Annotated in this window: 19 protein-coding genes and 1 pseudogene; 7 read left to right on the plus strand and 13 right to left on the minus strand. The window is 39.1% G+C overall.

The genetic code is table 11. The features are described 5' to 3' along the window. The 5 genes and pseudogenes from A7Q09_RS11235 to A7Q09_RS02915 form a co-directional block, all read right to left on the minus strand. A pseudogene (locus tag A7Q09_RS11235) lies at positions 1 to 407 on the minus strand (recombinase family protein); the annotation flags it as partial. A 416-nt stretch (positions 408 to 823) separates the two neighbouring features. Next, positions 824 to 1,264 (minus strand): SRPBCC domain-containing protein, encoded by a 441-nt coding sequence (locus A7Q09_RS02900; protein WP_134389815.1) that lies wholly within the window; start codon positions 1,262 to 1,264, stop codon positions 824 to 826. Between the two features lie 19 nt (positions 1,265 to 1,283). Then, positions 1,284 to 1,976, minus strand: a complete 693-nt coding sequence (locus tag A7Q09_RS02905) for an anaerobic ribonucleoside-triphosphate reductase activating protein (protein WP_134389816.1) — start codon at positions 1,974 to 1,976, stop codon at positions 1,284 to 1,286. Then, positions 1,957 to 3,804 (minus strand): ribonucleoside triphosphate reductase, encoded by a 1,848-nt coding sequence (locus A7Q09_RS02910; RefSeq protein ID WP_279636283.1) that lies wholly within the window; start codon positions 3,802 to 3,804, stop codon positions 1,957 to 1,959. Before A7Q09_RS02910 ends, A7Q09_RS02905 begins: the two co-directional genes overlap by 20 nt. Positions 3,805 to 3,863: 59 nt before the next feature. Continuing rightward, a complete protein-coding gene (locus A7Q09_RS02915; RefSeq protein WP_134389818.1) occupies positions 3,864 to 4,244 on the minus strand; it encodes a DUF302 domain-containing protein in 381 nt (126 codons plus the stop codon). A gap of 210 nt (positions 4,245 to 4,454) precedes the next feature. Here A7Q09_RS02915 and A7Q09_RS02920 point away from each other — a divergent pair, with 210 nt between their 5' ends. Next, positions 4,455 to 5,489: a glycosyltransferase family 4 protein gene (locus A7Q09_RS02920; RefSeq protein WP_134389819.1), complete on the plus strand. Its 1,035-nt coding sequence runs from the start codon at positions 4,455 to 4,457 to the stop codon at positions 5,487 to 5,489. Between the two features lie 109 nt (positions 5,490 to 5,598). Here the strand turns inward: A7Q09_RS02920 and A7Q09_RS02925 are convergent, their stop codons facing one another. Beyond that, on the minus strand, positions 5,599 to 6,342 hold the full coding sequence (locus A7Q09_RS02925; RefSeq protein WP_244228479.1) for a thioredoxin domain-containing protein: 744 nt from the start codon (positions 6,340 to 6,342) through the stop codon (positions 5,599 to 5,601). Positions 6,343 to 6,400: 58 nt separating this feature from the next. Between A7Q09_RS02925 and A7Q09_RS02930 the strand changes: the two genes are divergently transcribed. Beyond that, positions 6,401 to 6,697 carry a hypothetical protein gene (locus tag A7Q09_RS02930; RefSeq protein WP_134389820.1) on the plus strand — a complete coding sequence of 99 codons (297 nt, stop codon included), beginning with the start codon at positions 6,401 to 6,403 and terminating at the stop codon, positions 6,695 to 6,697. 25 nt (positions 6,698 to 6,722) lie between these two features. Here the strand turns inward: A7Q09_RS02930 and A7Q09_RS02935 are convergent, their stop codons facing one another. Then, positions 6,723 to 7,511 carry an MBL fold metallo-hydrolase gene (locus tag A7Q09_RS02935; protein WP_134389821.1) on the minus strand — a complete coding sequence of 263 codons (789 nt, stop codon included), beginning with the start codon at positions 7,509 to 7,511 and terminating at the stop codon, positions 6,723 to 6,725. A 93-nt stretch (positions 7,512 to 7,604) separates the two neighbouring features. On the opposite strand from A7Q09_RS02935, the gene rpoN reads away from it, so the two are divergent. Continuing rightward, positions 7,605 to 8,990 (plus strand): RNA polymerase factor sigma-54, encoded by a 1,386-nt coding sequence (gene rpoN, locus A7Q09_RS02940; protein ID WP_134389822.1) that lies wholly within the window; start codon positions 7,605 to 7,607, stop codon positions 8,988 to 8,990. Between the two features lie 58 nt (positions 8,991 to 9,048). On the opposite strand, the gene A7Q09_RS02945 is transcribed toward rpoN, so the two are convergent. The 4 genes from A7Q09_RS02945 to A7Q09_RS02960 form a co-directional block, all read right to left on the minus strand. After that, the gene (locus A7Q09_RS02945; protein ID WP_039722296.1) at positions 9,049 to 9,261 is read right to left on the minus strand and encodes a DUF2905 domain-containing protein; all 213 of its coding nucleotides are present in this window, start codon (positions 9,259 to 9,261) and stop codon (positions 9,049 to 9,051) included. A gap of 85 nt (positions 9,262 to 9,346) precedes the next feature. Beyond that, positions 9,347 to 12,094 carry an alanine--tRNA ligase gene (gene alaS, locus A7Q09_RS02950; RefSeq protein WP_134389823.1) on the minus strand — a complete coding sequence of 916 codons (2,748 nt, stop codon included), beginning with the start codon at positions 12,092 to 12,094 and terminating at the stop codon, positions 9,347 to 9,349. 28 nt (positions 12,095 to 12,122) lie between these two features. Then, on the minus strand, positions 12,123 to 12,869 hold the full coding sequence (locus tag A7Q09_RS02955; protein WP_134389824.1) for a YebC/PmpR family DNA-binding transcriptional regulator: 747 nt from the start codon (positions 12,867 to 12,869) through the stop codon (positions 12,123 to 12,125). Positions 12,870 to 12,976: 107 nt separating this feature from the next. Then, on the minus strand, positions 12,977 to 14,113 hold the full coding sequence (locus A7Q09_RS02960; RefSeq protein ID WP_134389825.1) for a ribonuclease D: 1,137 nt from the start codon (positions 14,111 to 14,113) through the stop codon (positions 12,977 to 12,979). A gap of 179 nt (positions 14,114 to 14,292) precedes the next feature. Here A7Q09_RS02960 and moeB point away from each other — a divergent pair, with 179 nt between their 5' ends. Then, complete coding sequence (gene moeB, locus A7Q09_RS02965) at positions 14,293 to 15,480, plus strand: molybdopterin-synthase adenylyltransferase MoeB (protein ID WP_134389826.1); 1,188 nt, start codon at positions 14,293 to 14,295, stop codon at positions 15,478 to 15,480. 174 nt (positions 15,481 to 15,654) lie between these two features. On the opposite strand, the gene A7Q09_RS02970 is transcribed toward moeB, so the two are convergent. After that, positions 15,655 to 15,840, minus strand: a complete 186-nt coding sequence (locus A7Q09_RS02970) for a hypothetical protein (RefSeq protein ID WP_134389827.1) — start codon at positions 15,838 to 15,840, stop codon at positions 15,655 to 15,657. Positions 15,841 to 16,221: 381 nt separating this feature from the next. Between A7Q09_RS02970 and clpS the strand changes: the two genes are divergently transcribed. Both clpS and A7Q09_RS02980 read left to right on the plus strand, forming a co-directional pair. Further along, positions 16,222 to 16,527, plus strand: coding sequence for an ATP-dependent Clp protease adapter ClpS (gene clpS / locus A7Q09_RS02975; protein ID WP_009061339.1), 306 nt, complete (start codon positions 16,222 to 16,224; stop codon positions 16,525 to 16,527). Continuing rightward, on the plus strand, positions 16,524 to 17,033 hold the full coding sequence (locus A7Q09_RS02980; protein ID WP_134389828.1) for a DUF2017 family protein: 510 nt from the start codon (positions 16,524 to 16,526) through the stop codon (positions 17,031 to 17,033). The genes clpS and A7Q09_RS02980 overlap by 4 nt, the downstream gene beginning before the upstream one ends. Positions 17,034 to 17,054: 21 nt before the next feature. Here the strand turns inward: A7Q09_RS02980 and A7Q09_RS02985 are convergent, their stop codons facing one another. Then, on the minus strand, positions 17,055 to 19,514 hold the full coding sequence (locus A7Q09_RS02985) for a glycogen/starch/alpha-glucan phosphorylase (RefSeq protein ID WP_134389829.1): 2,460 nt from the start codon (positions 19,512 to 19,514) through the stop codon (positions 17,055 to 17,057). Between the two features lie 285 nt (positions 19,515 to 19,799). Here A7Q09_RS02985 and A7Q09_RS02990 point away from each other — a divergent pair, with 285 nt between their 5' ends. Next, positions 19,800 to 21,143 carry a hypothetical protein gene (locus tag A7Q09_RS02990; protein WP_134389830.1) on the plus strand — a complete coding sequence of 448 codons (1,344 nt, stop codon included), beginning with the start codon at positions 19,800 to 19,802 and terminating at the stop codon, positions 21,141 to 21,143. Positions 21,144 to 21,515: the final 372 nt, after the last annotated feature.

A 21,515-nucleotide genomic window follows, 5' to 3' on the forward strand; every position in this document is an offset into this window, starting at 1 on the left:
AGCAGGCATCCGACTTCACCGCCAATGATCGCATCCAGCAGGCGCTTCAGGCCTTTTTTGTGGTAGTTCATTGCCAGAACCCAGGTCCGCGATCAGCTCGAATGTCCAGCCTTGCCGGGGGCACAGAACAGCTCATGAACCTGTTTTTGCCCTTCCAGATCGTCCTTCTAGTCGTAACTGGACACACGGGCATAGGCGGCAATGGTGCGGTCTACCTTCTCCGGTGCATGAAATTGGTCTGGCCGAAGCTGCGCAAGGTCATAGCGTCGCCGCCCACCTGCTGTGGGTTCATTGGGTAGGAGCTTGCCCTCGCGCTCCCAGCGCCGCAGTGTTTGCGGCGCAACCCCCAGGAACTCGGCGGCCTCTTGAATGCTGACTATTTTGGGCGACAGGTTTAGAATGTACATTTATGAGGAGGAAAAAGCAACTTGTATAGAAACTGTTCAAGCCCTTCAAATTTGATTAACAATCTGTTGGATTCATTAACTAGGTAAAGATCATCCTTAGCAATTAAAAAAAGGAAATGAACCTATTTAAAGCTCTTATAAATCTACCATGTGAGCATGACCCATTATTTTAAAACTTGCCAGTAAATAGATGATGAACATAAGGCCTGCAGCAGTTTTAGGGAAGAGCATTAAGACTTCTTGCTATGAGAAGAACTTTGCTCTCCATAATGGATCTTGTGACAGGGATGTAGCAATCGAGCATGAATAGGAAAAGAAGAAACTTTGTATAAATCTTCTTCAAGACTTTGCTTTCTTTTAGCCTTGCCATTGATCGAGAAAGGGATGGGGATTTTCAGCATAAAAACATTAATAATCTAAGAAAGGGATTCTAGTTTATTTTTGAGGGCGTTGTTCATCGATTCAAATCCTTTTTTCACTCTTTTTTCTATCATTTTCCAAAGTATAGGTAAAAGAATCCCATTGAATGTTTCATGATGAAGGAAGATAACGCTAGAGGCTTGATGTTCTGTCCATTCTAAAGTATGAATGCCCTTCAAGAAAAAAGGATGGATCAAATAACATTCCCAGCGAATAAGAGAAGGGGGAGCCACCATCATAATTTTTCCTGTCATTAAGACTGGGAAAGAAAATGGGGCTTGAATCAGCAATCTAAGAGGTTGTCCAGACTCAAGTTTTTTGAACCATATTTTCTTTATAAAAGGATTCCAATCTGGATAGGCAGAAAAATTTGATAGACAGTCCCAAAGAGCTTCTTTTTTTGCCTTTATTTCAATCTCTGTTGAGATTGTATACATCGTTATAGATCGGTATCTTTTAGTAATTTCTAATAATTACTTTTTTAATTTTCTTAAGGGCATAATTTTTCCATTTTTCAATTATGTCGAAGTCGATTGGATGTTTTGTACTGTATGATGGATCGACAAGTGGGGAGGCAGGAAGGAATTTTTGAAGCACATATTTTTTTGCCCCTGAGAGAGTTGTTACCATGGACTTAAAATCTTCAAAGGTTATGTCTTCGCTGACAAGGGTTGTTCGAAATTCATACTCTATGTTCCCTTTTAGAAGTAAGGAAATGCTTTGAGTGATTTGTTCTTTTTTAATCGTAGACCGAGTGCTTTCTGTATACTTTTCAAGAGGAGCTTTGAAGTCCATAGCCACATAATCGATAATTTTAATCAGTTTTTCTAGGACTTCGGGATGACTTCCATTGGTATCGAGCTTAACCAAAAAGCCCATTTTTTTTATGCTCCATACAAATTCCTCTAGATCTTCCTGAATTGTTGGTTCTCCTCCAGTTATAACGACTCCATCGATCTTCGCTCTCCTAGCTTCTAAAAAGCGCCAAACTTTAGCCATGGGAACAACTGTTCCGTATTGTTCTGGAATAACAAGCTGGGGTACATAGCAATAGGGACAGCGAAAGTTACATCCTTGAGTGAAAACGACAGCTGCTGTTTTGCCTGGAAAATCAATAAGACTAAATGGATCAATGCCACCGACTTTCATCTAGTAGATAAGTTTTCCGCAGTTTAAATTCTTCCTGCTTTCCAGGGTTCCACTGATCAACGGGTCTTAAATAACCTACAACTCGAGAATAGACTTCACAAGGCTTTCCACAACGTGGACAATGGGATTGTTCTCCTGAAAGATACCCATGTTCTGGGCAGATTGAGAAAGTGGGAGTTAAGGTAAAATACGGAATCTTGTACTTTGAACAGACAGTACGGACAAAGGAGCCAATGGATTCTGGTTCGTCAATCTTTTGCCCAAGAAAAAAATGAAGGACTGTGCCTCCCGTATAGCGTGACTGAAGATCTTCCTGATGCTCCAGGGCGACAAATGGGTCAGTAGTAAAATTCACAGGAAGTTGGGTTGAGTTGGTATAGAAAGGAGCGGCTCCTTTTTTAACTGCCTCTTCGTTGGCAACAAGGATCTGGGGGTATTTTTTTTTATCGATTCGGGCCAATCGATAACTTGTGGCTTCGGCGGGAGTAGCTTCTAAGTTGTAGTTGTTTTGGGTTTCTTTTTGGAAAGAGAGTAAAATTTCTCTCATCAGATCAAGAACTTTTATGGCAAAAGCTTTTGCTTCAGGCTCAGCAATGCTTTTTCCAAGGAAATTAAGGCAAGCTTCGTTCATCCCCACAAGCCCTATGGTTGAAAAATGGTTGGCCCAGTAGGAGCCAAACCGTTGATAAATCCCTTTTAAGTAAAACTTGCTATAAGGATATAATCCCTTTTCCATCCATCCCTCAATAGCCTTTCTTTTGGCTTCAAGTGCCTTTTTTGCTAATTCCATAAGGTCTCGAAGTCTTGAAAAAAAATCAGATTCATTCTTAGAAAGATATCCAATCCGCGGTAGATTGATTGTGATCACACCGATAGATCCTGTTAAAGGATTGGAACCAAAAAGGCCTCCTCCTCTTCGTGCAAGTTGCGTTAAGTCTAGTCTTAATCGACAACACATGCTTCGGACTTCGTCGACTTTTAGTTCCGAATTGATGAAATTGGCGAAATAAGGAATGCCGTATTTTGCTGTCATTTTCCAAAGAGCCTGAGTGGCTTTAGAGTCCCAGGGAAATTCAGAGCTAATATTGTATGTGGGTATAGGAAAGGTAAAAACCCTTCCTCGGGCATCTCCTTCCAAAAACATTTCACAAAATACCCGATTGAAAAAATCCATCTCTTCTTGAAATTCTCCATAGGTTTCTCTTCTGGTTTTCCCACCTATCCGAACAGGCTCGTTTTGCAAAAACTGAGGAGGACGCAAGTCTATCGTCAAATTGGTAAAAGGCGCTTGAAATCCTACACGTGTGGGGACATTTAAGTTGAATAAAAATTGTTGGAGTTGTTGTCTAAGATCTTTTTCTTTAAGATTATCATAACGAATATAAGGAGAAAGAAGCGTATCGAAATTCGATAAAGCCTGTGCGCCCGCAGCTTCTCCTTGTAAGGTATAAAAAAAATTGATAATCTGGTTCAAGGCTGAGCTCAAATGGAGTGGAGGACCACTTTCCAGTTTAGCTTCAGCCCCCATGAATCCTTTTTCAAGAAGGTCTACAAGATCCCAACCCATACAATATACGCCAAGGACTTGAAGGTTATGAATATGAATATCCCCTTGCTCAAAGGCTTCTTTGACATCATGAGGATAAATTTTATGTAACCAATAGCTTTTGGAAATTTTTGAAGAAATATAAAAGTTGAGTCCTTGTAGGGAATAAGTCATGTTGCTGTTTTCCTTAACCTCCCAGTCCTCTTGGGAAAGATATTTATCTACAAGATTTATTTCTTCACATGAGAAGGGGCTTGGCTGCTGTTTCATTACCTTTTTAATGTGTCTAGAGGAGAAGATATTCCAAAAACATCGTTTTAAGATTTTTTAAAACTAAGCTCTCACAGAGCTTCCTGCATAATTTCCTTTAAGATATTTTCAACTTCCTCTGCTATTTTGTATAATTGAGGAGCTTGAAACATTTCGATCAAAAGGCGGGGAGAAAGGCTAGCTACTATTCTTTTGTCTTTTTTTTCGTAAATGGCTATTCTACAAGGAAGTGCAGTTGAAACTTCAGGGTTTTTCTCCAGGACTATCCTTGCAAACTTTGGTGAGCAAATTTCTAAGATAAGACATTTGTAGGATATAGGAAAGCCCTTTGTTTCTAAGGTTTTAGAGATATCATGGACTGTCAACAGTCCAAAATTTTTGGCTTTGGATTTTTCTTCCAATGCCTCTTTTAATGCTTCAATGCTTTTAGTACTTTCGTATTCAATCAACATAATGGATATATTAAAACTTAATCCTTATTGGTTTTTTTTCAATATGCCCCTAAAAGAGAGAAGTGGTCTGTTATCAAATCGCTCTATAAATTATTTTTCTAAACTGATTTCAATGATTATTTTCAAGCAGTGGAGATAAATACTTGCATATTTTATAGTTTTTTTAGCAAATAGAAACTCAACCAATAAAGATCAACAGGAGAAGATTCATTGAGGATAGCCCAGGTTGCCTCTCTTTATGAACCTGTTCCTCCTCCACGGTACGGAGGTACAGAAAGGATAATCTCCTATTTGACAGAAGAACTTGTCAGCCAAGGACATGAAGTAAGCCTTTTTGCAAGCGGGGATTCAAAAACCTCAGCCCGTTTAATTTCTATAATTCCTAGAGCTCTTTGGGAAGATGTTGCTCCTTGTGCCAACCCCTCTATATATCATATCCTTTTACTTGAGGAAGTAATTAAGCATAAAGAACAATTTGATATTATTCATTTCCATACGGATTTTTTTCATTTTCCAATTTTTCGAAGGATGAATGTAGCTCATTTAACGACTCCTCATGGAAGAATGGATTTCCCGGAATATATCCGTTTTTTTTCTAATTTTAACGATATGCCTCTTTCTTCGATTTCCTATTCTCAGAAAAAGCCATTACCTCTTGCTCGTTGGATAGGAACAGTCCATCATGGTCTTCCCTTGTCTCTTTATCAATTAAACGAAAATCCATCTGATTATATTGTTTTTTTAGGGAGAATATCTCCGGAAAAAGGTGTAGATGATGCCTTGCAAATAGCAAGGAAGGCGGGAGTAAAGTTGAAAATCGCTGCGCGTGTAGGACTTGGAGATGATGCTTATTTTGAAAAACTATTACCTGAATTTAAAAAAGAAAATATAGAATATTTAGGCGAAATCACGGATAAGGAAAAGAATGAATTATTGGGGGGAGCTCTAGCCTTGGTATTTCCTGTTTGCTGGCCTGAACCATTTGGGTTGTCAATGATTGAAGCAATGGCTTGCGGCACTCCAGTAATTGCTTATCCATGTGGATCAATTCCAGAAGTAGTCGATCATGGTATTACAGGTTGGATTGTGAAAGATGTGGATGAGGCGGTTGGTGCTTTACGCCAGATTCACAAAATAGACAGAAAGAAATGTCGGCAGAGGTTCGAAATGAGATTTTCTGCTCGAAAAATGGCCGAATCGTATCTTACTTTATATCAAAAGCTGATTGCAGGGCACTCCCAGTAGAAGCTTCCAGCTGATATGCTTGCGGGTTATCGGCTACTCCAAAACTGGCTTTCTAGGCGAACCATTTTTTATAGAGTTTGAGGACTTTTCTTCCTCCCAATTATTACGCCTAGGATTTGTCCGATTTACGTTTAATTAACTCGGCTTCGATCAAGGTAGAGAATTCTTCTAAATTGGAGGGATTGGGAATTTTTTCTCCGTTGATGAAAAAATTTGGATTGCCATCCACTCCAACTCTAATAGCAGAAAGGCAGTCGGCAAGAATCCTCTTTCGAAGAGGGATCCCTTCTACTCCTTGGAGATCTTTTTTGAATTGTTCTTCGTTTAGTCCCAATTTTTTGGCATATTGGAGGAAGGCTTCAGTACAGGAGGACTTGAATGACCACTCTTTTTGATTGGTGAGGAGTAAATTAACCATTTCCCAGAATTTGCCTTGTCTACCTGCAGCTTCAGCGGCCATGGAAGCTGGAAAGGCTTCAGGATGGGAGATGGAAGGATTGTGACGGATGATCCAGGAGAGTTTATCTCCATATTTTCTTTTCAGTTCTTGGAGGATAGGATAATAGGCTGCACAAATTGGGCATTCAAAATCGATATATTCAATGATCACAACTGGGGCATTCCTATCTCCCTGTATCCAGTCAATAGATAGGGGTTTAAGCAGTTTTAATCTTCCTTCTGGAGGCAATGGAGGAAGAGGGGTAGGAGGAAGAGGTTCGGAATTTTTGGATGCCCTCAGAGTAAAACAAGAGAAAAAAAGGAGTGGTAAGAAAATAAAAAGAATCTTTATGTATGACTTCCTCATGGTAGCGACTAATGGATAGCTATGAATTATTTTTTGTAAAGGATTCAAATTTTATCTTTTTTAAAGATTTTTTAAATTACGATTTTCCTTTAAATTTAAAATGCGTATGACATTCCAAGAGTTTCTTGAACTTATAGAAAAAGAGGACACTCCCCCATCATCGCTTTCAGCGCCCCTTCAAGCTCTTTTTTACGAAAAAAAAGGCCAGTGGGCACGTGCGCACAACTTAATCCAACGGTATGAAGATACTGATTCCTGTTGGGTCCATGCTTTTCTTCATCGCAAAGAAGGGGATATAGCTAACAGCAAATATTGGTATGCAAAAGCAGGAAAAGCCATGGGAAAAGATTTTGACTCCGAATGGAAGGAAATTGTTTTATCTCTGATAGGAAAAGGGCTCTGAACCGGTCAGGGATATTTATTATTTATTAGAGAACAATTTGCAACGCTGGATTAGCTGGATTTATTGCTTGAATATAAGGCAGGGGAAGACCAGCAGAAAGAATTTTATTTTTAACAGTTGATTCAGCAAGATCCGTTCGATTGCAGTCCTCACTTAAGTGAGCTAAAAACAAATTTTGTGTGCCTTCTTTAACTAATTGAGCAGCTATTTCTGCTGTAGCCTCGTTGGAAAGATGCCCATGCCTGGAAATAATCCTTTGTTTGACCGACCACGGTCTTTTTGTGTCTGCTTGAAGGAGAGACAAATCATGATTAGATTCCAAGATCATAGTATGAACGCTTAGGATCTTTTCTCTCACCAATTTTGTAATGTAGCCTAGATCCGTGAGCAGGCCAATAGTTCCATTGGAATGGTGAAAAAGAAAACCCACAGGATCAGCAGCGTCATGGGGAACAGGAAAGCTTTCGATCTCTATTTCATCTAGAACAATCTTGCAGCCTGGCTCAAAGGGTTGCCAATCGACGGCTTTTTCTTTCAAGTCCATCATTTTCTTTAAGCTTTTCCAGGTTAGCTCGTTGCAATAAAGGGGAAAAGGAATTCTTTTCAAAAGCACTGGCAGCCCGATGACATGATCGGAATGTTCATGAGTAATGAAAATTCCATTTATGGATTCCAATGGAATATTTAAATTTGCAAGCTGAATAGCCAGATGCTTGAACCGAATGCCGGGGTCCAATAAAAATCGAAACTTTTCTGTTTCCAACAAATAAGCATTGCCTTTGCTTCCGCTAGCAAGGACTCTTATGCTAACCATTTTTTGACTATTTCATGTTAAAAATTTTTTCTCCAGAAAAAAAAAGAAAAAAAATTGGCCTGGAAAATGCTTCAAATTGATGTAGGATAAGCTGTGTCAACATCTATAGGTCTCTATCAATCTGTTAAGTTGCATCAGACATTGTCGCCACAGATGCAACATTCTTTGAGCATATTGCAGGCTCCTGCAGTAGAACTCTCTACTCTTATCCAACAGGAGTTGCTTGCCAATCCGATGCTTGAAATTTCAGAAGAAAAGCCTTTAGAAAATCCCGATGCATTGTCGATTGATCAGTGGATTCAGGAAGAGGAAAAGTGGTATGAATATCTAGGTTCGAATTTCGAAGGATTCCAACGATCGGTGGAGGATGAAAAAAGACGTCAGTTTTTTTTCGATTCACAGACCGCTTCAGAATCCATGACTACGCAATTATCGAAGCAGCTTGCTTTAGTTTGTACTGATAAAACCCTTTTAGAAGCAGCCAACCATATTATTGGCAATTTGGATGAAAAAGGTTATTTGAGAGCAGAATTAGAAGAAATAGCGACTGATTTAGGTATGCCATATAATCTAATTGAGGAAGCCTTATCTTTAGTCCAATCTTTGGATCCACCTGGTATAGCTGCTAGAAACCTCTCCGAATGTCTTTTATTGCAACTAAAAGCTCAAGGGAAAGAAAACTCCTTGGAGTTCCGTATTGTTAAAGAATGTTTGCCGCTTTTAGAAAGGAAAAAATTTAATGAAATTGCCAAACAGCTAAAAGTAAGTCTTAAACAAGTTCAAGAAGCGGTGGCTACGATCCGTTCCTTAGAACCTTTCCCTGGTTCAAAGTTTGGGAATGATGAAAAAGAGAAGATTATTCAGGTAGATCTTATTATAGTGAGGGAAGGAGAAAACTGGAAGGTATACTTCAATGAGGAATTGTTGCCTCGGTTACGATTGAATCATTATTATAAAAGCTTGTTGAGTGATAAAGACAAAGACCCCAGCTTGAGAAATTATTTGAAGGAAAAACTGCGTTCCGGTCTCTTCTTGATCAAATGTTTAAGGATGCGGGAAAATACTCTTTTAAGGGTAGCCGAAGCGATCGTGGAGAGTCAGCAGGAATTTTTTCACCATGGGCCTGGGTTTTTGAAGCCATTGACAATGAGTGAAGTTGCAAAAAAAACTGGTGTCCATGAAACAACAGTCAGTCGTGCGATTGCTAACAAATATGTTCAGACCCCTTATGGAATATTTGAGCTAAAATATTTCTTTAATTCTGGCTTTCAAAAGACAACTGGAGAATTTGTAGCAAATCAGACCATTAAAGAAGCGATCGAAAGACTTATTCGCAACGAAGATCCTCAGGCCCCGTTGTCTGATCAACAGATCGTTGAGGCTCTAGCAAAGATGGGAATAAAAATGGCTAGAAGGACTATCGCAAAATATAGGGCGCATTTGAAAATCTTGCCCAGTCATTTAAGACGAAAAAGCTAAAGAAAAAAGATGCTCTGTTTGTCATTCAAACGTAGAATTTCTACCTACAGCTTTGTAATTATTTTCTAATCAACCAGAAAATAAAACTTAGAATAATGCTAATAAGAATGGAAGTAGTGAGAGGAAAATAAAAAGTAAAATTGCCTTTTTCAATTTTAATATCTCCAGGCAATCTGCCTATCCATCCTTTTCCAAATCCAAGTCCAATGATTAAGCCTGTAACAATGAGAAAAATTCCAAGAAAAACAAGGATTTTCCCAATTTCTTGCATATTTAAAAATATTTATAACCTACCTTTTAGCAACTGCCTGCATCATACTCCTTTCGAATAACGGAAAGAAAACTGATAGGGATCTTTATCCTAAAAACTCATTAATAGCTTTTCGGGCATTTTCAAAAATAAGATTAAGATTAAGATCTTTTTTGTCTTTGCATCCCCCTTGAGCAATGGTGGCTGACCCTCCTCCTTTTCCTTCCAATGGGAGGAGAATCTTTGAAAGGACCGCTTTTGCTTGTATCTTTTGGGTTAAAGAGGGAGAAATGCCAACAAAAAAATTAATTTTCTCTTCCCATCGGCTAGAGAGCACAGCTATGCCTTCGACTCTTTTGTTTAGCTCATTCCAAAGGATTGGCAAAAAGGAAGGAGGTTTTATTCCACAATCATAGAATATAACTGGAACCGAGCCAAATTTTTCTGCCCTAGCCTGCAGCTCCATTACTCGACTTTTGGCTTCCAATCGAAAAGATTCTTCCTGTTTTTTTGCCTTTTCTTTTTCTCTTTCTCGAATGTCTTTTTCAAGTTCAGCAATTTCTTCGCTCCTTCTCTGGAAGAGCTCAATCAAGGATTGGAAATCCAAAGACTCTGTAAACTTTGGAAGCTTACGTAAAGAAGGATCTTTGCTGAAAAGCAGATTCCATTTCCTGTCTTGTTCTTGTGCCTGTGTCTTTAAAAATTTTAAAAGAGCTTTGCCGCATGCCGCTTCAATTCTCCTTATGCCTGCAGAAACTCCATACTCACTAAGTATTTTAAAGTAGCCTAATTCACTGGTCGATTTAGCGTGCGTTCCTCCGCATAGCTCTTTTGAATAATCGCCAATGGATACAATCCTTACCCTCTCTCCATATTTTTCACCGAAGAGCTGTAAAATGCTTGGGTTATTTTTAATTTTTTCATACTTTTCCTCTTCCCAGTAGACTGGATCATTAAGCTCAATTTTTTCATTAATAAGCTCTTCGATCGCTCTAATTTCTTCTTTGCTGAGAGGGCCAGGATGAGCAAAATCGAATCTTAACCTATCAGGTCCTACATAACTGCCCCTTTGGAGAGTTTCAGGTCCGAGGACTTTACGCAAAGCCCAATGGAGAAGATGAGTAGCTGTATGATGCGCGGCAATATTCTGTCGTCTTTCTTTGTCGACTTGAAGGAATACGCGACTTCCCGGTTTGAGATCATCAGTAAAGGCCAGTCTATGGAGATGAGCCCCACTAGCCGATTTAATGGTGTCAAGCACTTCAATTCTTTTCTGATTGACCAATACAAAGCCTTTGTCCCCTACCTGTCCTCCCATTTCTGCATAAAAGGGAGTGCGATCGAATATAGCACGATTAGCAGAAAGCAAGGCGACCACTTCGGCTTCTGCTTCCAACTCCTCATAGCCCACAAATTCAGAGGTTTTTGTCAAGCTGACAATGTCTTCTTCGTGTGCTACCATTGATCGGTGTCTTTGTTCTTCCATGTATTGTTCAAAACCTTTAGTGTCGACACTAAAGCCATGCTCTTTGGCTAGGAGTTGGGTTAAATCCAAGGGAAAACCATAGGTGTCATAAAGAACAAAAGCCTCTTTACCAAGGATTTCTTTTCTGTTTTCGGATAGCATCTTTTGCTTTATCTCCTCGAATACAGCCATGCCATGGGAGAGAGTTTTAGCAAAAAGTTCTTCTTCAGAACTAATAACTTCTTCAATTCGTCGTTGTTTGTCGATAAGCTCAGTATAGTGATGCCCCATGGTCTGGACAAGGGGATCGACCAGTTCAAAAAGAAAAGGAGGATTCAGTCCAAGAATAAGACCAAATCGAGTGGCTCTTCTTAAAAGCCGCCGCAGGACATGGCCTCTCCCCAAATTGCTCGGAAGGATGCCATCAGCAATAGCAAAGGCAATCGCACGAAGGTGATCGACGATAACCCGAAAAGCAATATCTTGCCGGATCGTTAAGTCCTGAACGGTATTCTCAGTTGGAATGGTGCCTTTATAGGAAATTTTTGATATGTCTTCTAGTTTTCGGATAAGAGGAATGAAAAGGTCTGTATTGTAGTTAGAAATGGGAGCATCAAACTTTTGAAAATAAGAGGTGCCTTTAAAAATGGCACAAACCCGTTCTAGTCCCATGCCTGTATCTACGTGCCTGGAGGGAAGCAAAGCAAAGGATCCATCTTCCTTAGCATCCAGCTGTATGAAGACCAAATTCCATATTTCAATACAGTAGGGACTGTTTTTATTGATTAATGTTCCTTCAGAGTTGCCTTCTGGCGTAAGATCAATATGAATTTCCGAACAGGGCCCACAGGGTCCTGTTTCTCCCATCATCCAAAAATTATCCTTTTTTGTCCCAAACTGGATATGCACAAGAGGGTTAAGCCCAGATTTTTGAAAAAGCCCAAACCAAATTCTAAAGGAGTCTTCATCAAATTCAGCAGGTTCTTCAGGGGCAGGTTTATAAACTGTTGCATAAATCCTTTCTTTTGGAATTTTCCATACTTCAGTCAAAAGCTCCCAGGCCCAATGGATGGCTTCGTTTTTAAAATAATCATTAAATGACCAATTCCCCAGCATTTCAAAAAAAGTGTGGTGGTAAGTATCATAACCAACTTCTTCTAAATCGTTATGCTTCCCCCCCGCACGGAGGCATTTTTGGCTGTTAGCCACTCGAGGAGGAACATAGGGACATTTTTGTTTGCCTAAAAAAATGGGAACGAAAGGATTCATCCCCGCATTAGTAAAAAGAAGATTAGGGGATTCTGGTACAAGACTGGCTGAAGGCAGGATTGTGTGTCCTCTTTCTTTAAAAAAATCAAGAAAACGTTGTCGAATTTCATTCGAATTCATCAACTTATTATGTTTCAAAAGTTAATCGTTAATTCAGTTCTAAAAATTCTTGCGGCACATCGAAATTGGCATACACATTTTGAACATCATCTTGATCCTCTAGAACTTCTAGAAGACGAAAAAGGGATTTGGCTATTTCTTTATCGCTTAGCAGAATTGAATTTTTGGGCAAATAAACTATTTGAGAGGACTTAACAACAATTCCCGCCTTTTCCAAGCACTTGAGCAGTTCATCTAATTTCTCAGGCAAAGTAATCAGTTCAATTTCACCATCTTTTTCTTGCACTTCTTCAGCCTCAGCTTCTACTGCTACTTCGAACACCTTGTCAAAATCGCACTTATCCTTTTCAATAAGAATTTTGCCCCTTCTTTGAAACAACCAACTAACGCTTCCAGCGGCACCCAGATTGCCTCCATGTTTAGAAAAAAGATTTCGAATTTCAGAGGTGGTTCTGTTTCGGTTATCTGTTGCTGCTTCCACAAGTATGGCTATACCTCCTGGGCCGTAGCCTTCGTAAAGCACCTCTTCATAGTGACTTCCCGATATTTCTCCTGTTCCTTTTTGGATGGCTCGAAGGATGTTTTCTTGAGGAACTCCTTCATCGCGAGCAGTGGCAATAGCCCGCCGCAGCCTCGAATTGAATGCTGGATCTCCTCCTCCAATTCGGGCTGCTATAGAAATTTCTCTGGAGAGCTTACTAAACAGCTTTCCTTTTCTTATATCAGATAAACCTTTCTGATGCTTGACCTTTGCCCAGTGACTATGTCCTGCCATAGTTGATCAATAGAGTTGTTTTTTAAACCACTTCTGTTATCATTTTTTGATAATTTAAATGTATTTAACCTATATATATTAACCTACAAGGATATTGGATGAAAGTTTTATAATCCTAATAGTTCGGCTTGCCAGGGGCAAAGCTTATCAGTTTCAATTAATCTTTTTCGAATCGTTTTAGGGTCCATGGCCATCTCGCTTAAAAGAGCTTTAGAAGCTATTAGACCAGGATCTAAACCAAGCGAAGAAGCAATCTTGTTGCGTTTGGTTTTTAGTTCTTCGAATCTTTTGGAGGATTCTTTATCCATGAAGGAAAAGGGTTTTGAGAGAAGCGGTTGGTTGTGAGGACCATTTTGTTTTCCTTTTTCAATCGCTTGCAATAGGCTATAACGGATATTTTTTTCTAGCTGTTTAACAGCAGGAATTTTTAAAACGGATTCCCCTTGAGAGGAGATAGAACTTATTTGAATGAGATCTTCGGTTCTTATGATTTTAAAAGGCGGAATGCCTTTTGATAGGGCTAGTTCTTGACGCCATCGCTGTATTTCAAGCAGAATAGATTGACCAAGAGGATCGAGTTTTTGAAATCCTTCGATTCTTTCCGGATCTTTATATGGTGGTTTAGAAAGAGATTTTTCAATCTTTCTTCGAATTCTTTCACAGCTTTGTTCCATCCATTCAGATCTTCCTAAACTTTTAAGAAGTTTTGATAAAATATCCTTAAGTTTTTCAAGATAAAGGACATCTTTGGCTGTGTAATGAACAAGGGATAAGGGTAATGGTCTTCTGGACCAATCGGCTTTTTGATGTTCTTTGGACAATTTAACTTGAAAAAAAAGGGAGACTAGATCAGCATAACCAACAGAATCAAATCCGCAAAGCTTAGCAGCGATATGGGTATCGAAGATTTTTTTTGGCTGAGGGCATCCGGCCCTTCTTAGCATCTTTAAATCATAATCCATTCCATGACAAATCCATTCGCAGCCACTAAGCATTCTCCAAAGAGAGGAGAGATCGCCTTTTAAGCAATCGATAACGGCAAGATAGCCCTCTTGACATAAGGAAATAACACAAAGTTTTTCTGGATAATGATGGAGACTATCCCCCTCAATATCAATGGCGATTGGTTTTAAAGAATCTAATATGGATAAGTATTCTTGGAGCGAATTGTTATCATCAATCCATCGTAGTTTTCGATTCGTGGTTGAAAAAGAGAGTAAATCTAATTGCTTATTTTGTTCCATTATTATCTTATAAAATAAAGAGGCGCTATTTTAAGAAAAAGAAATTTCTTTTCTTTATAGAAAAGTATCTATAGATTTAGATCACTTATCAAGGAATAAAACGACTTGTTGAATCGGGTTGAATCTTTTTTTGGCTTTGAACAATAATAAAACAAATAGGGAAGAGACGAAAAATAAAGATGAAAAGTTTTATACCGAGAGTTGAAAAGACATTTTCTAGTATGGAGTTGTCTCTTGAAGAAATCAAACGCTATGGTCGTCATCTGATCATGCCAGAGGTAACTCTAGAAGGTCAAAAAAAACTTAAAGCAGCAAAAGTGTTAGCTGTGGGGACAGGGGGACTAGGTTCTCCTCTGCTTCTCTATCTGGCTTCCGCTGGGATTGGAACTTTAGGTATTGTGGATTTTGATGTTGTCGATCATTCGAATCTGCATAGACAGATCATCCATAAAACAAAAAATGTCGGAAAACCAAAAATAGAATCAGCTATCGAGACTATTTTAGAAATAAATCCAAATGTCAAAGTACAACCCTATGAGATGGCATTAAGATCGGAAAATGCCTTAGAGATAATTAAGGAATATGATTGTGTTGTCGATGGTACCGATAACTTTCCAACCCGTTACTTAGTGAACGATGCCTGTGTGCTTTTAGGCAAACCTAATGTATATGGTTCGATTTTCCGGTTTGAGGGACAATCTACTGTTTTCTGGGCAGAAAAGGGGCCATGTTATCGCTGCCTTTATCCAGAGCCTCCTGAGCCTGGAATGGTTCCAAGTTGTGCTGAAGGAGGAGTATTAGGAGTGCTGCCGGGAGTTATCGGGGTTTTGCAGGCTATTGAAACAGTCAAATTAATTTTGGGGATAGGCAAACCATTAATCGGTCGGTTACTTCATTTTGATGCTTTGCAAATGCGTTTTCGGGAATATGTCCTAAGAAAAGATCCTGATTGTCCATTATGTGGGAAGAACCCAACCATAAAAGAGTTGATAGATTATGAAGCTTTTTGTGGCTTAAACAATCAACAGCCTATTGATCTTAATAATGGCATACCTTCCATTTCCGTTGAGGAGCTGAAACGAGCATTGGACAATGGGGAGGATTTTATTTTGATTGATGTTCGAGAAGAGCATGAATATCAGATAGCAAAAATTCCCAGTGCTAAACTGATACCGTTGGGACAGTTGCATGCTAGGCTTCATGAATTAGATAGTTCTAGAAAAATCGTCGTTCATTGCAAATTGGGCGGAAGAAGCATGAAAGCTTGTCGTATGCTTTTAAACGCTGGCTTTAAGAACATTTGGAATGTTCATGGAGGCATCGATGCATGGAGCCAGTTGATTGACCCGACTGTTCCTCGCTATTAATAAGCGCTATTGAAATAAGAGTCATTTCCTATCTTAGAGCTCATCATAATATCCACTACCACTGCGGATGGAAGGTATCGGCATGGAGCCTTGCATGGAAGGGTAATGGCCTGAAATGGCTAGGGCAAAACTTTTTTCTTCTGAGTCATTTATAGGGACTTTCGATTGAGACTTTTAGGGATCCTCCATGGGTAAGTAGACTGTTGGCCTATTGAAATAGTTGTCGATGGTGTGAAGAACAGGGGAAAATAGAACTTCACTAACCGATAAGCTGATAAAGGGGATTGGCTTAAAAGCCTGAAGGAGAGAAGAGGCTCTATTGCCAAACTGTTGGCCTTTGATCGGTCGATTGGAGGGCAAAATAACTTTGGCTATCCCTAGGATAAAAAGGGCTAAAAGAATAAAAGTTTTTTTGAACTTTTAGTTGGTTCTAGTCTTCTTTTATAAATCTAGTCTTCTTTTATAAATAGAGGAATGCTTGCCTTTTTTAACTTTTATCTTTTGTGATTATTGATTGGCTCGTCATTCCTGATTATAATTGAAATAACAGATAAATGATCGAGAAAAAACATACTTTTATCCCTGCTGGGAAAATATTAAAAGGTGGGGACTTTTTCTGCGAAAAAGGGAGGGATAAAAAGTTCGTTTTTTTTCATCATGATTTTTGATTTGTTATTTAATGAATGCGAATACTATTTTTTTTCATAACCATTCAAATGAATGACGGAAGGGAGGTGGTTAATGGCGGTAGAGCAATTAACAAGTCCTGATGTAATAAAAGAAGAGTCGGTCGAAGAGAAGGTTAAGGAGGCCTTCGACCAACTTTGGGGAGTAATTGTTTGGAATGACCCAATTAATTTAATGAGTTATGTGGTTTATGTTTTTCAGCGAGTGCTTAAGATGAGCAAACAGGACGCGACACGTCATATGCTGGAGGTGCATAATAAAGGGAAAAGCATGGTAGCAAAAGAAACTAAAGAAAAAGCTGAGCTTTTGGTTCACCAATTACAAGGGTTTGGTTTGCAAGCAACAATGGAGAAAACGTGAAGATTAGGGAGGAAAATGAACAATTGGTTATTCTTTTGGAACCGACCGAAAGAGAATTGCTTTTAAGTTCTCTTTTTGAGCTCAGGAAACATTATCAGCAAGAAATTTCGCAACTTCCTGAACCGTTAAGAAAGTTTTGGCTGGGTGAGCTCAGCCGAGATCCACAGCTTCAGTCTGAATTGGATGATCTCAAGGAAGATTTATCTGCCGAAAGAATCGAGTTGCGATCGGAACGACTTCGATTGTTAGAAGAATGGCTCTCTAGGGAAAGCCCCTTACGCAATCCATCCAAAGGATTTTTGCGTATTGCTAAAAAGGATATAGATCAATTTTTATGCCTATTAAATGATCGCCGATTAACTCTAGCTATAATCCATGGAATAACTGAGGAACAAATGGACTGGGATCCATTTTTAATAAAATCCAAGCCCTTGCAGCAAGCAATTTGGGAAATTCATTTTTTAGCTTATCTTCAAGAAAATTGTATTTCTTATTTAATGGGTTAACGTTGGAATGGTTTTTGAAAATTATTTAGGAAGACAAGGCGAAAGATTCCAAATGGTTGTAGCATATTGTTTAATTGACCGGTCGCTAGAGAACCAACCAAGCGAAGCAGTGTTGATAATAGCTTTTGAAACCCATGTTTTTTGGTCTTTGTATTCTTGATCCACCTTCGATTGCGTTTCTTTGTAAGAGTGAAAATCAGCTAAAACAAAAAAAGGATCCCCTCCGTCAATTAGACTATGAACGATAGGATGAAGGACAGAAGGGGGTTCCTTGGGAGTAAATTCTCCACTTCCTAACCAATCCAATAGGTATTTAATTTCTGGATCTGTCTCATAGATTTTTCTTGAAGAATACCCGGCAGCAGCTAATTGAGCAATCTCTTCAGCTTTAAGACCAAAGATGAAAATATTTTCTTCTCCAACTGCTTCTCGAATTTCAATATTTGCCCCATCCAGAGTCCCAACTGTCAGAGCTCCATTTAAGGCAAGTTTCATATTTCCCGTTCCAGAAGCTTCTTTGCCTGCTGTCGAAATTTGTTCGGAAACATCAGCTGCAGGAATAATTTTACATGCTGACCAAATACCGTAGTTAGGAATGAAATAGACCCTAATTTTTTTATTCGCACGGGGGTCGTTGTTAATTTTATAGCTAACGGCATTGATCGCTTTGATGATGCACTTGGCAAGATCGTATCCTGGAGCAGCTTTTCCTGCGATAAGAAAAACTCGTGGATGGATATCCAGATTAGGATTATCTAGTATCCTACGGTAAAGAGAAAGAATTTGTAGCAAATTGAGATGTTGCCTTTTATATTCATGAATTCGTTTAATCTGAACATCAAAAATAGCATCGGGATCCAGAATAAAATTGTATCGGCTTTTCAGCAAGTTTGCCAACTCTATTTTATTGGCGTGCTTGACTAGTTTGTACTCTTCTTGAAACTCAGGATCCGAAACAAAGGTTTTAAGTGCTTTTAGTTTTTCTAAATCGGCAGGCCAATCCTCTCCTATAGCTTTAGTGATAAGGTTAGAAAGCCTAGGGTTGGAGGCTAATAACCAGAGTCGTGGGGTGATTCCATTGGTTACATTTCGGAATTTCTGTGGAAACAAAAGATAAAAAGGGTGGAAAAGACTTTTTTTAAGCAATTCACTGTGCAGGGAGGAGACCCCATTAATAGAATAACTGCCACAAATTGCAAGATTAGCCATTCGGACAAGCTTTGGATAGGTTTCTTCGATGATTGATATCTGACGTATAATTTTGTCTCTTTCTGGCATGTCTATGGGGACGCTATCCAAAAGATGTTTGTTGATTTCATAAATGATTAGAAGATGCCTAGGTAATACTCTCTCAAAGAGCGGAACAGACCATTTTTCCAGAGCTTCAGGCAATAAAGTATGGTTTGTATAAGCAAAGCTTTGAGATACCAGCTTCCAAGATTGATCCCATGGCAAGTTGTGTTCATCAAGAAAAATACGCATCAGCTCCGCAACGGCTATAGAAGGATGGGTATCATTAAGATGAATTACCACTTTTGAAGGAAAATCGTTGAAATTAGAATGCTCCTTCAAAAACCTTCGGACGATATCATGGAGAGAGCAGGAAACAAAAAAGTATTGTTGAATTAAACGCAACTCTCTACCAATTTCTGTTTTGTCATTGGGATAGAGAACCTTGGAGATAGACTCGCAAAAGTTTTTTTCTGCAACCGCTTCAAAATATCCACCACGGTTGAAAGCTTCAAGATCAAACTCAACAGTAGATTTCGATCTCCATAAGCGTAAGACATTGACAACAGGACTATTATAACCAGGGATGAGATAATCATACGGGACTCCTAAAATATCCTTTCCCCCCACCCACACAGGCTTTTGACCATTCCAATCAATATTCCCATAGAGTCTGATGACTTGAGACAATCGTGGTCGAATAATCTCCCAAGGAACTCCAAATCTAGTCCAATCATCGGGTCTTTCCACTTGATAGCCGTTGATGATTTCTTGATGAAAAAGGCCAAATTCATAGTGCAGACCATAACCAAAGGCCGGGTAACGCAAAGTCGATAAACTATCAAGAAAACAGGCGGCCAGCCTTCCTAACCCCCCATTGCCTAGCCCTATTTGAGGTTCTTCTTCAAAGATTTGATCTATATCTAATCCAAGTCCGATTAAAGCTTTCTTAGTTTGTTCAACAATTCCTAGGTTGATTAGATTTTGATGCAAAAGCCTGCCCAAAAAATACTCCAGTGATAAAAAATAAAGCCTTTTTACCTTCTCTATCTTCTGCGTTCTGTAAGTAGCAAGAAATCGGTCAACAATATGATCTTGACACATCATGGCTGTTGAAATCCACCAATCAAAAGGAGTTGCTGTGTCAGGAGATCGAGCCAGACTGAGCCTAAGATGAGTAAGGATCGCTTCTCGTATGCCTTCGGGAGTAGTATCCGTAGCAAATCTCCATTGCCCATTGTGAGATGTCATCGTAAAAAAAACATTTTCTGAGCTGTTGCTTTTAATTTTTAATAAAATAAATTAATAATTTTTTAAAATATTCAAAAGTTTTCTTTTTGGATTCTTTCCTTCATGGAAATTTTTTTTCTCATTTATATCAGATTGTAAATGTTTTTTCTATTGTTTAAAAAACAAGAAAAATAGACATAATATGAATGATAAATTTATTAAATAAAATAATCATGTATTTTTTATTTTGTTCTTTCTTTTTAGACATTGTTTTAAGAAGAATGATGAAATTTATTATTTATTGATATGGGTAAAATAGAAAACTTTTTCGAAAGAAAGCCTGAGCCACCTCCTATACCCGCCAATGAGTATCGTGGAAATGGCCATAAATCGGCAACTTCTGGGTTTATAAAAGAAGAAAAAAGGCCATTTCAAAAAAAGGAAACTAAAAAAATATTGTTTTTGGTTAGCGGATTTTGTCTTTTCATTCTGACAGTGTCTTTTTTTATTTATATTTTTACGAAGCCTTATCCCGGATCTACGACAAACGATGAGATAAACTCTTCTGAGATCGCCTATTCAAAATACCTTTTCTGGAATGAACAGATAAGTCGCTACATGCAGTCTAATATTACTCCTTTTCAACCTCTTAAGGAGTTTAATCGGCCAAATTTCTGGCAAATCTATCATGATTTGCCTAACAGCAAAGCTGTGAAAGCTGCATTGTTGAGGCATCTTCCGGCTGGTGTTGCACTGCTTAAAATAGATCCAGTCCAATTCGAAAGAACAAAAGATTACGTTCAGGTCATTTATACTGTCAAAGTTCTTCCATCCTATACAGAATGGATTGTACCAAGGGGCAAGGCCATGCTACCTGCCGCAAACGAAGATAAAATCCAAAAGAAATTAGTCCGCCTTGTTCTTTTTACCCATGATTTGCCCCCAGGGTTTATTTATTTTTTTGGAGAAAAGAAAATTTTAGCCAAAGCCCAAGAACCTTTTGAATTTTCCTGGACAGTTAAAAGAGCTGTCGTGCAAGGTGGGCTATGGCGCATTCTTGAGGTAGAACCGACTCCATTTGAAGGGCCGGAAAGCCTTTTGCAATCATTTCAAAAATCGATTGAAGTTGAAGAGCTTTATTCGGTGAAATCCGATCCGGTTTTGAATCAATTGATGCAAGAACAGGATCAGAGCTGGCAGGCTTTTTTTGCAAGAATTAATCAGATTCGTGATCAAGTGATCGATTATCGCAATCAGCTTATAAAGGATATTCCAGGTGTTCCTCAAATGGGTAAGCCCTTTGCTTCAGGTTCAGGTACTCCGACTACGACCCTTGAGGGTGCCGGAATTGGTCTTTTGGGAGGGGCACTCATTGGAGGATTGGCTGGTGGAGGTCTGGGGGCAGGCATTGGTGCGGGTTTGGGACTGTTAGGTGGAGGCCTGGGGGGGTATCTTTATAGTCATGAACGGAGAAAAAGCATCTATAGAAGAAAGCTTGCTGAACGAAGGGAAAAAATTAAAGAAGTAAATGAAAAGGTTGAAGCCTATCGAGATAAATTAGTAAAGGAATATGAAGAAGAGTTAAAAGAAAAAATTCAAGCAAGGCAGCCGCAATATCAAGGGATAACCAATAGCTCTCCAAAATTTTAGAAAGCTGCAAGCTAGACAGCTTCCACTCGCTTCATTTAGAAGGGCTCAAGCTGATTGATTGTACCAATCCATTCTTTTCTCTCCAAAAAGGAAAGCTTCCTAAGCACATAGGAAGAGCCGCAAAAGCCTTTGGCCTTTTTATCCCTAGCCTGAGGCGATGGAAAAACAAAAAAGCAGGTTGGTTGCCGGACATACCATGCAACCTTCAACACTCTGAGTGGGCGAAATTATCTCCAGAATGGTTTTCTGCTGCGGAAAGTATGAACCGTCGGATGAGTTGGCTAGGCCCTCCTCTTCAGCTACGACATAGAAAGGGGATTTGGTGTGGCAGAAGCAAGCTAGGAACACTCTATTGCTATAGGCCAGGCTGGA

This window comes from Methylacidiphilum sp. Yel, from assembly GCF_004421185.1.
Lineage (GTDB): Bacteria > Verrucomicrobiota > Verrucomicrobiia > Methylacidiphilales > Methylacidiphilaceae > Methylacidiphilum.

What these genes read in the sequence shown, in the direction of transcription:
- A7Q09_RS02915 (WP_134389818.1), bottom strand. Translation starts at nt 4,244, where the DNA reads ATGTTGATTGAATACGAAAGTACTAAAAGCATTGAAGCATTAAAAGAG.
- A7Q09_RS02990 (WP_134389830.1), top strand. Translation starts at nt 19,800, where the DNA reads ATGGGTAAAATAGAAAACTTTTTCGAAAGAAAGCCTGAGCCACCTCCT.
- alaS (WP_134389823.1), bottom strand. Translation starts at nt 12,094, where the DNA reads ATGAATTCGAATGAAATTCGACAACGTTTTCTTGATTTTTTTAAAGAA.
- A7Q09_RS02985 (WP_134389829.1), bottom strand. Translation starts at nt 19,514, where the DNA reads ATGACATCTCACAATGGGCAATGGAGATTTGCTACGGATACTACTCCC.
- moeB (WP_134389826.1), top strand. Translation starts at nt 14,293, where the DNA reads ATGAAAAGTTTTATACCGAGAGTTGAAAAGACATTTTCTAGTATGGAG.
- A7Q09_RS02960 (WP_134389825.1), bottom strand. Translation starts at nt 14,113, where the DNA reads ATGGAACAAAATAAGCAATTAGATTTACTCTCTTTTTCAACCACGAAT.
- A7Q09_RS02905 (WP_134389816.1), bottom strand. Translation starts at nt 1,976, where the DNA reads ATGAAAGTCGGTGGCATTGATCCATTTAGTCTTATTGATTTTCCAGGC.
- A7Q09_RS02945 (WP_039722296.1), bottom strand. Translation starts at nt 9,261, where the DNA reads ATGCAAGAAATTGGGAAAATCCTTGTTTTTCTTGGAATTTTTCTCATT.
- A7Q09_RS02930 (WP_134389820.1), top strand. Translation starts at nt 6,401, where the DNA reads ATGACATTCCAAGAGTTTCTTGAACTTATAGAAAAAGAGGACACTCCC.
- A7Q09_RS02935 (WP_134389821.1), bottom strand. Translation starts at nt 7,511, where the DNA reads ATGGTTAGCATAAGAGTCCTTGCTAGCGGAAGCAAAGGCAATGCTTAT.
- A7Q09_RS02955 (WP_134389824.1), bottom strand. Translation starts at nt 12,869, where the DNA reads ATGGCAGGACATAGTCACTGGGCAAAGGTCAAGCATCAGAAAGGTTTA.
- A7Q09_RS02900 (WP_134389815.1), bottom strand. Translation starts at nt 1,264, where the DNA reads ATGTATACAATCTCAACAGAGATTGAAATAAAGGCAAAAAAAGAAGCT.
- clpS (WP_009061339.1), top strand. Translation starts at nt 16,222, where the DNA reads ATGGCGGTAGAGCAATTAACAAGTCCTGATGTAATAAAAGAAGAGTCG.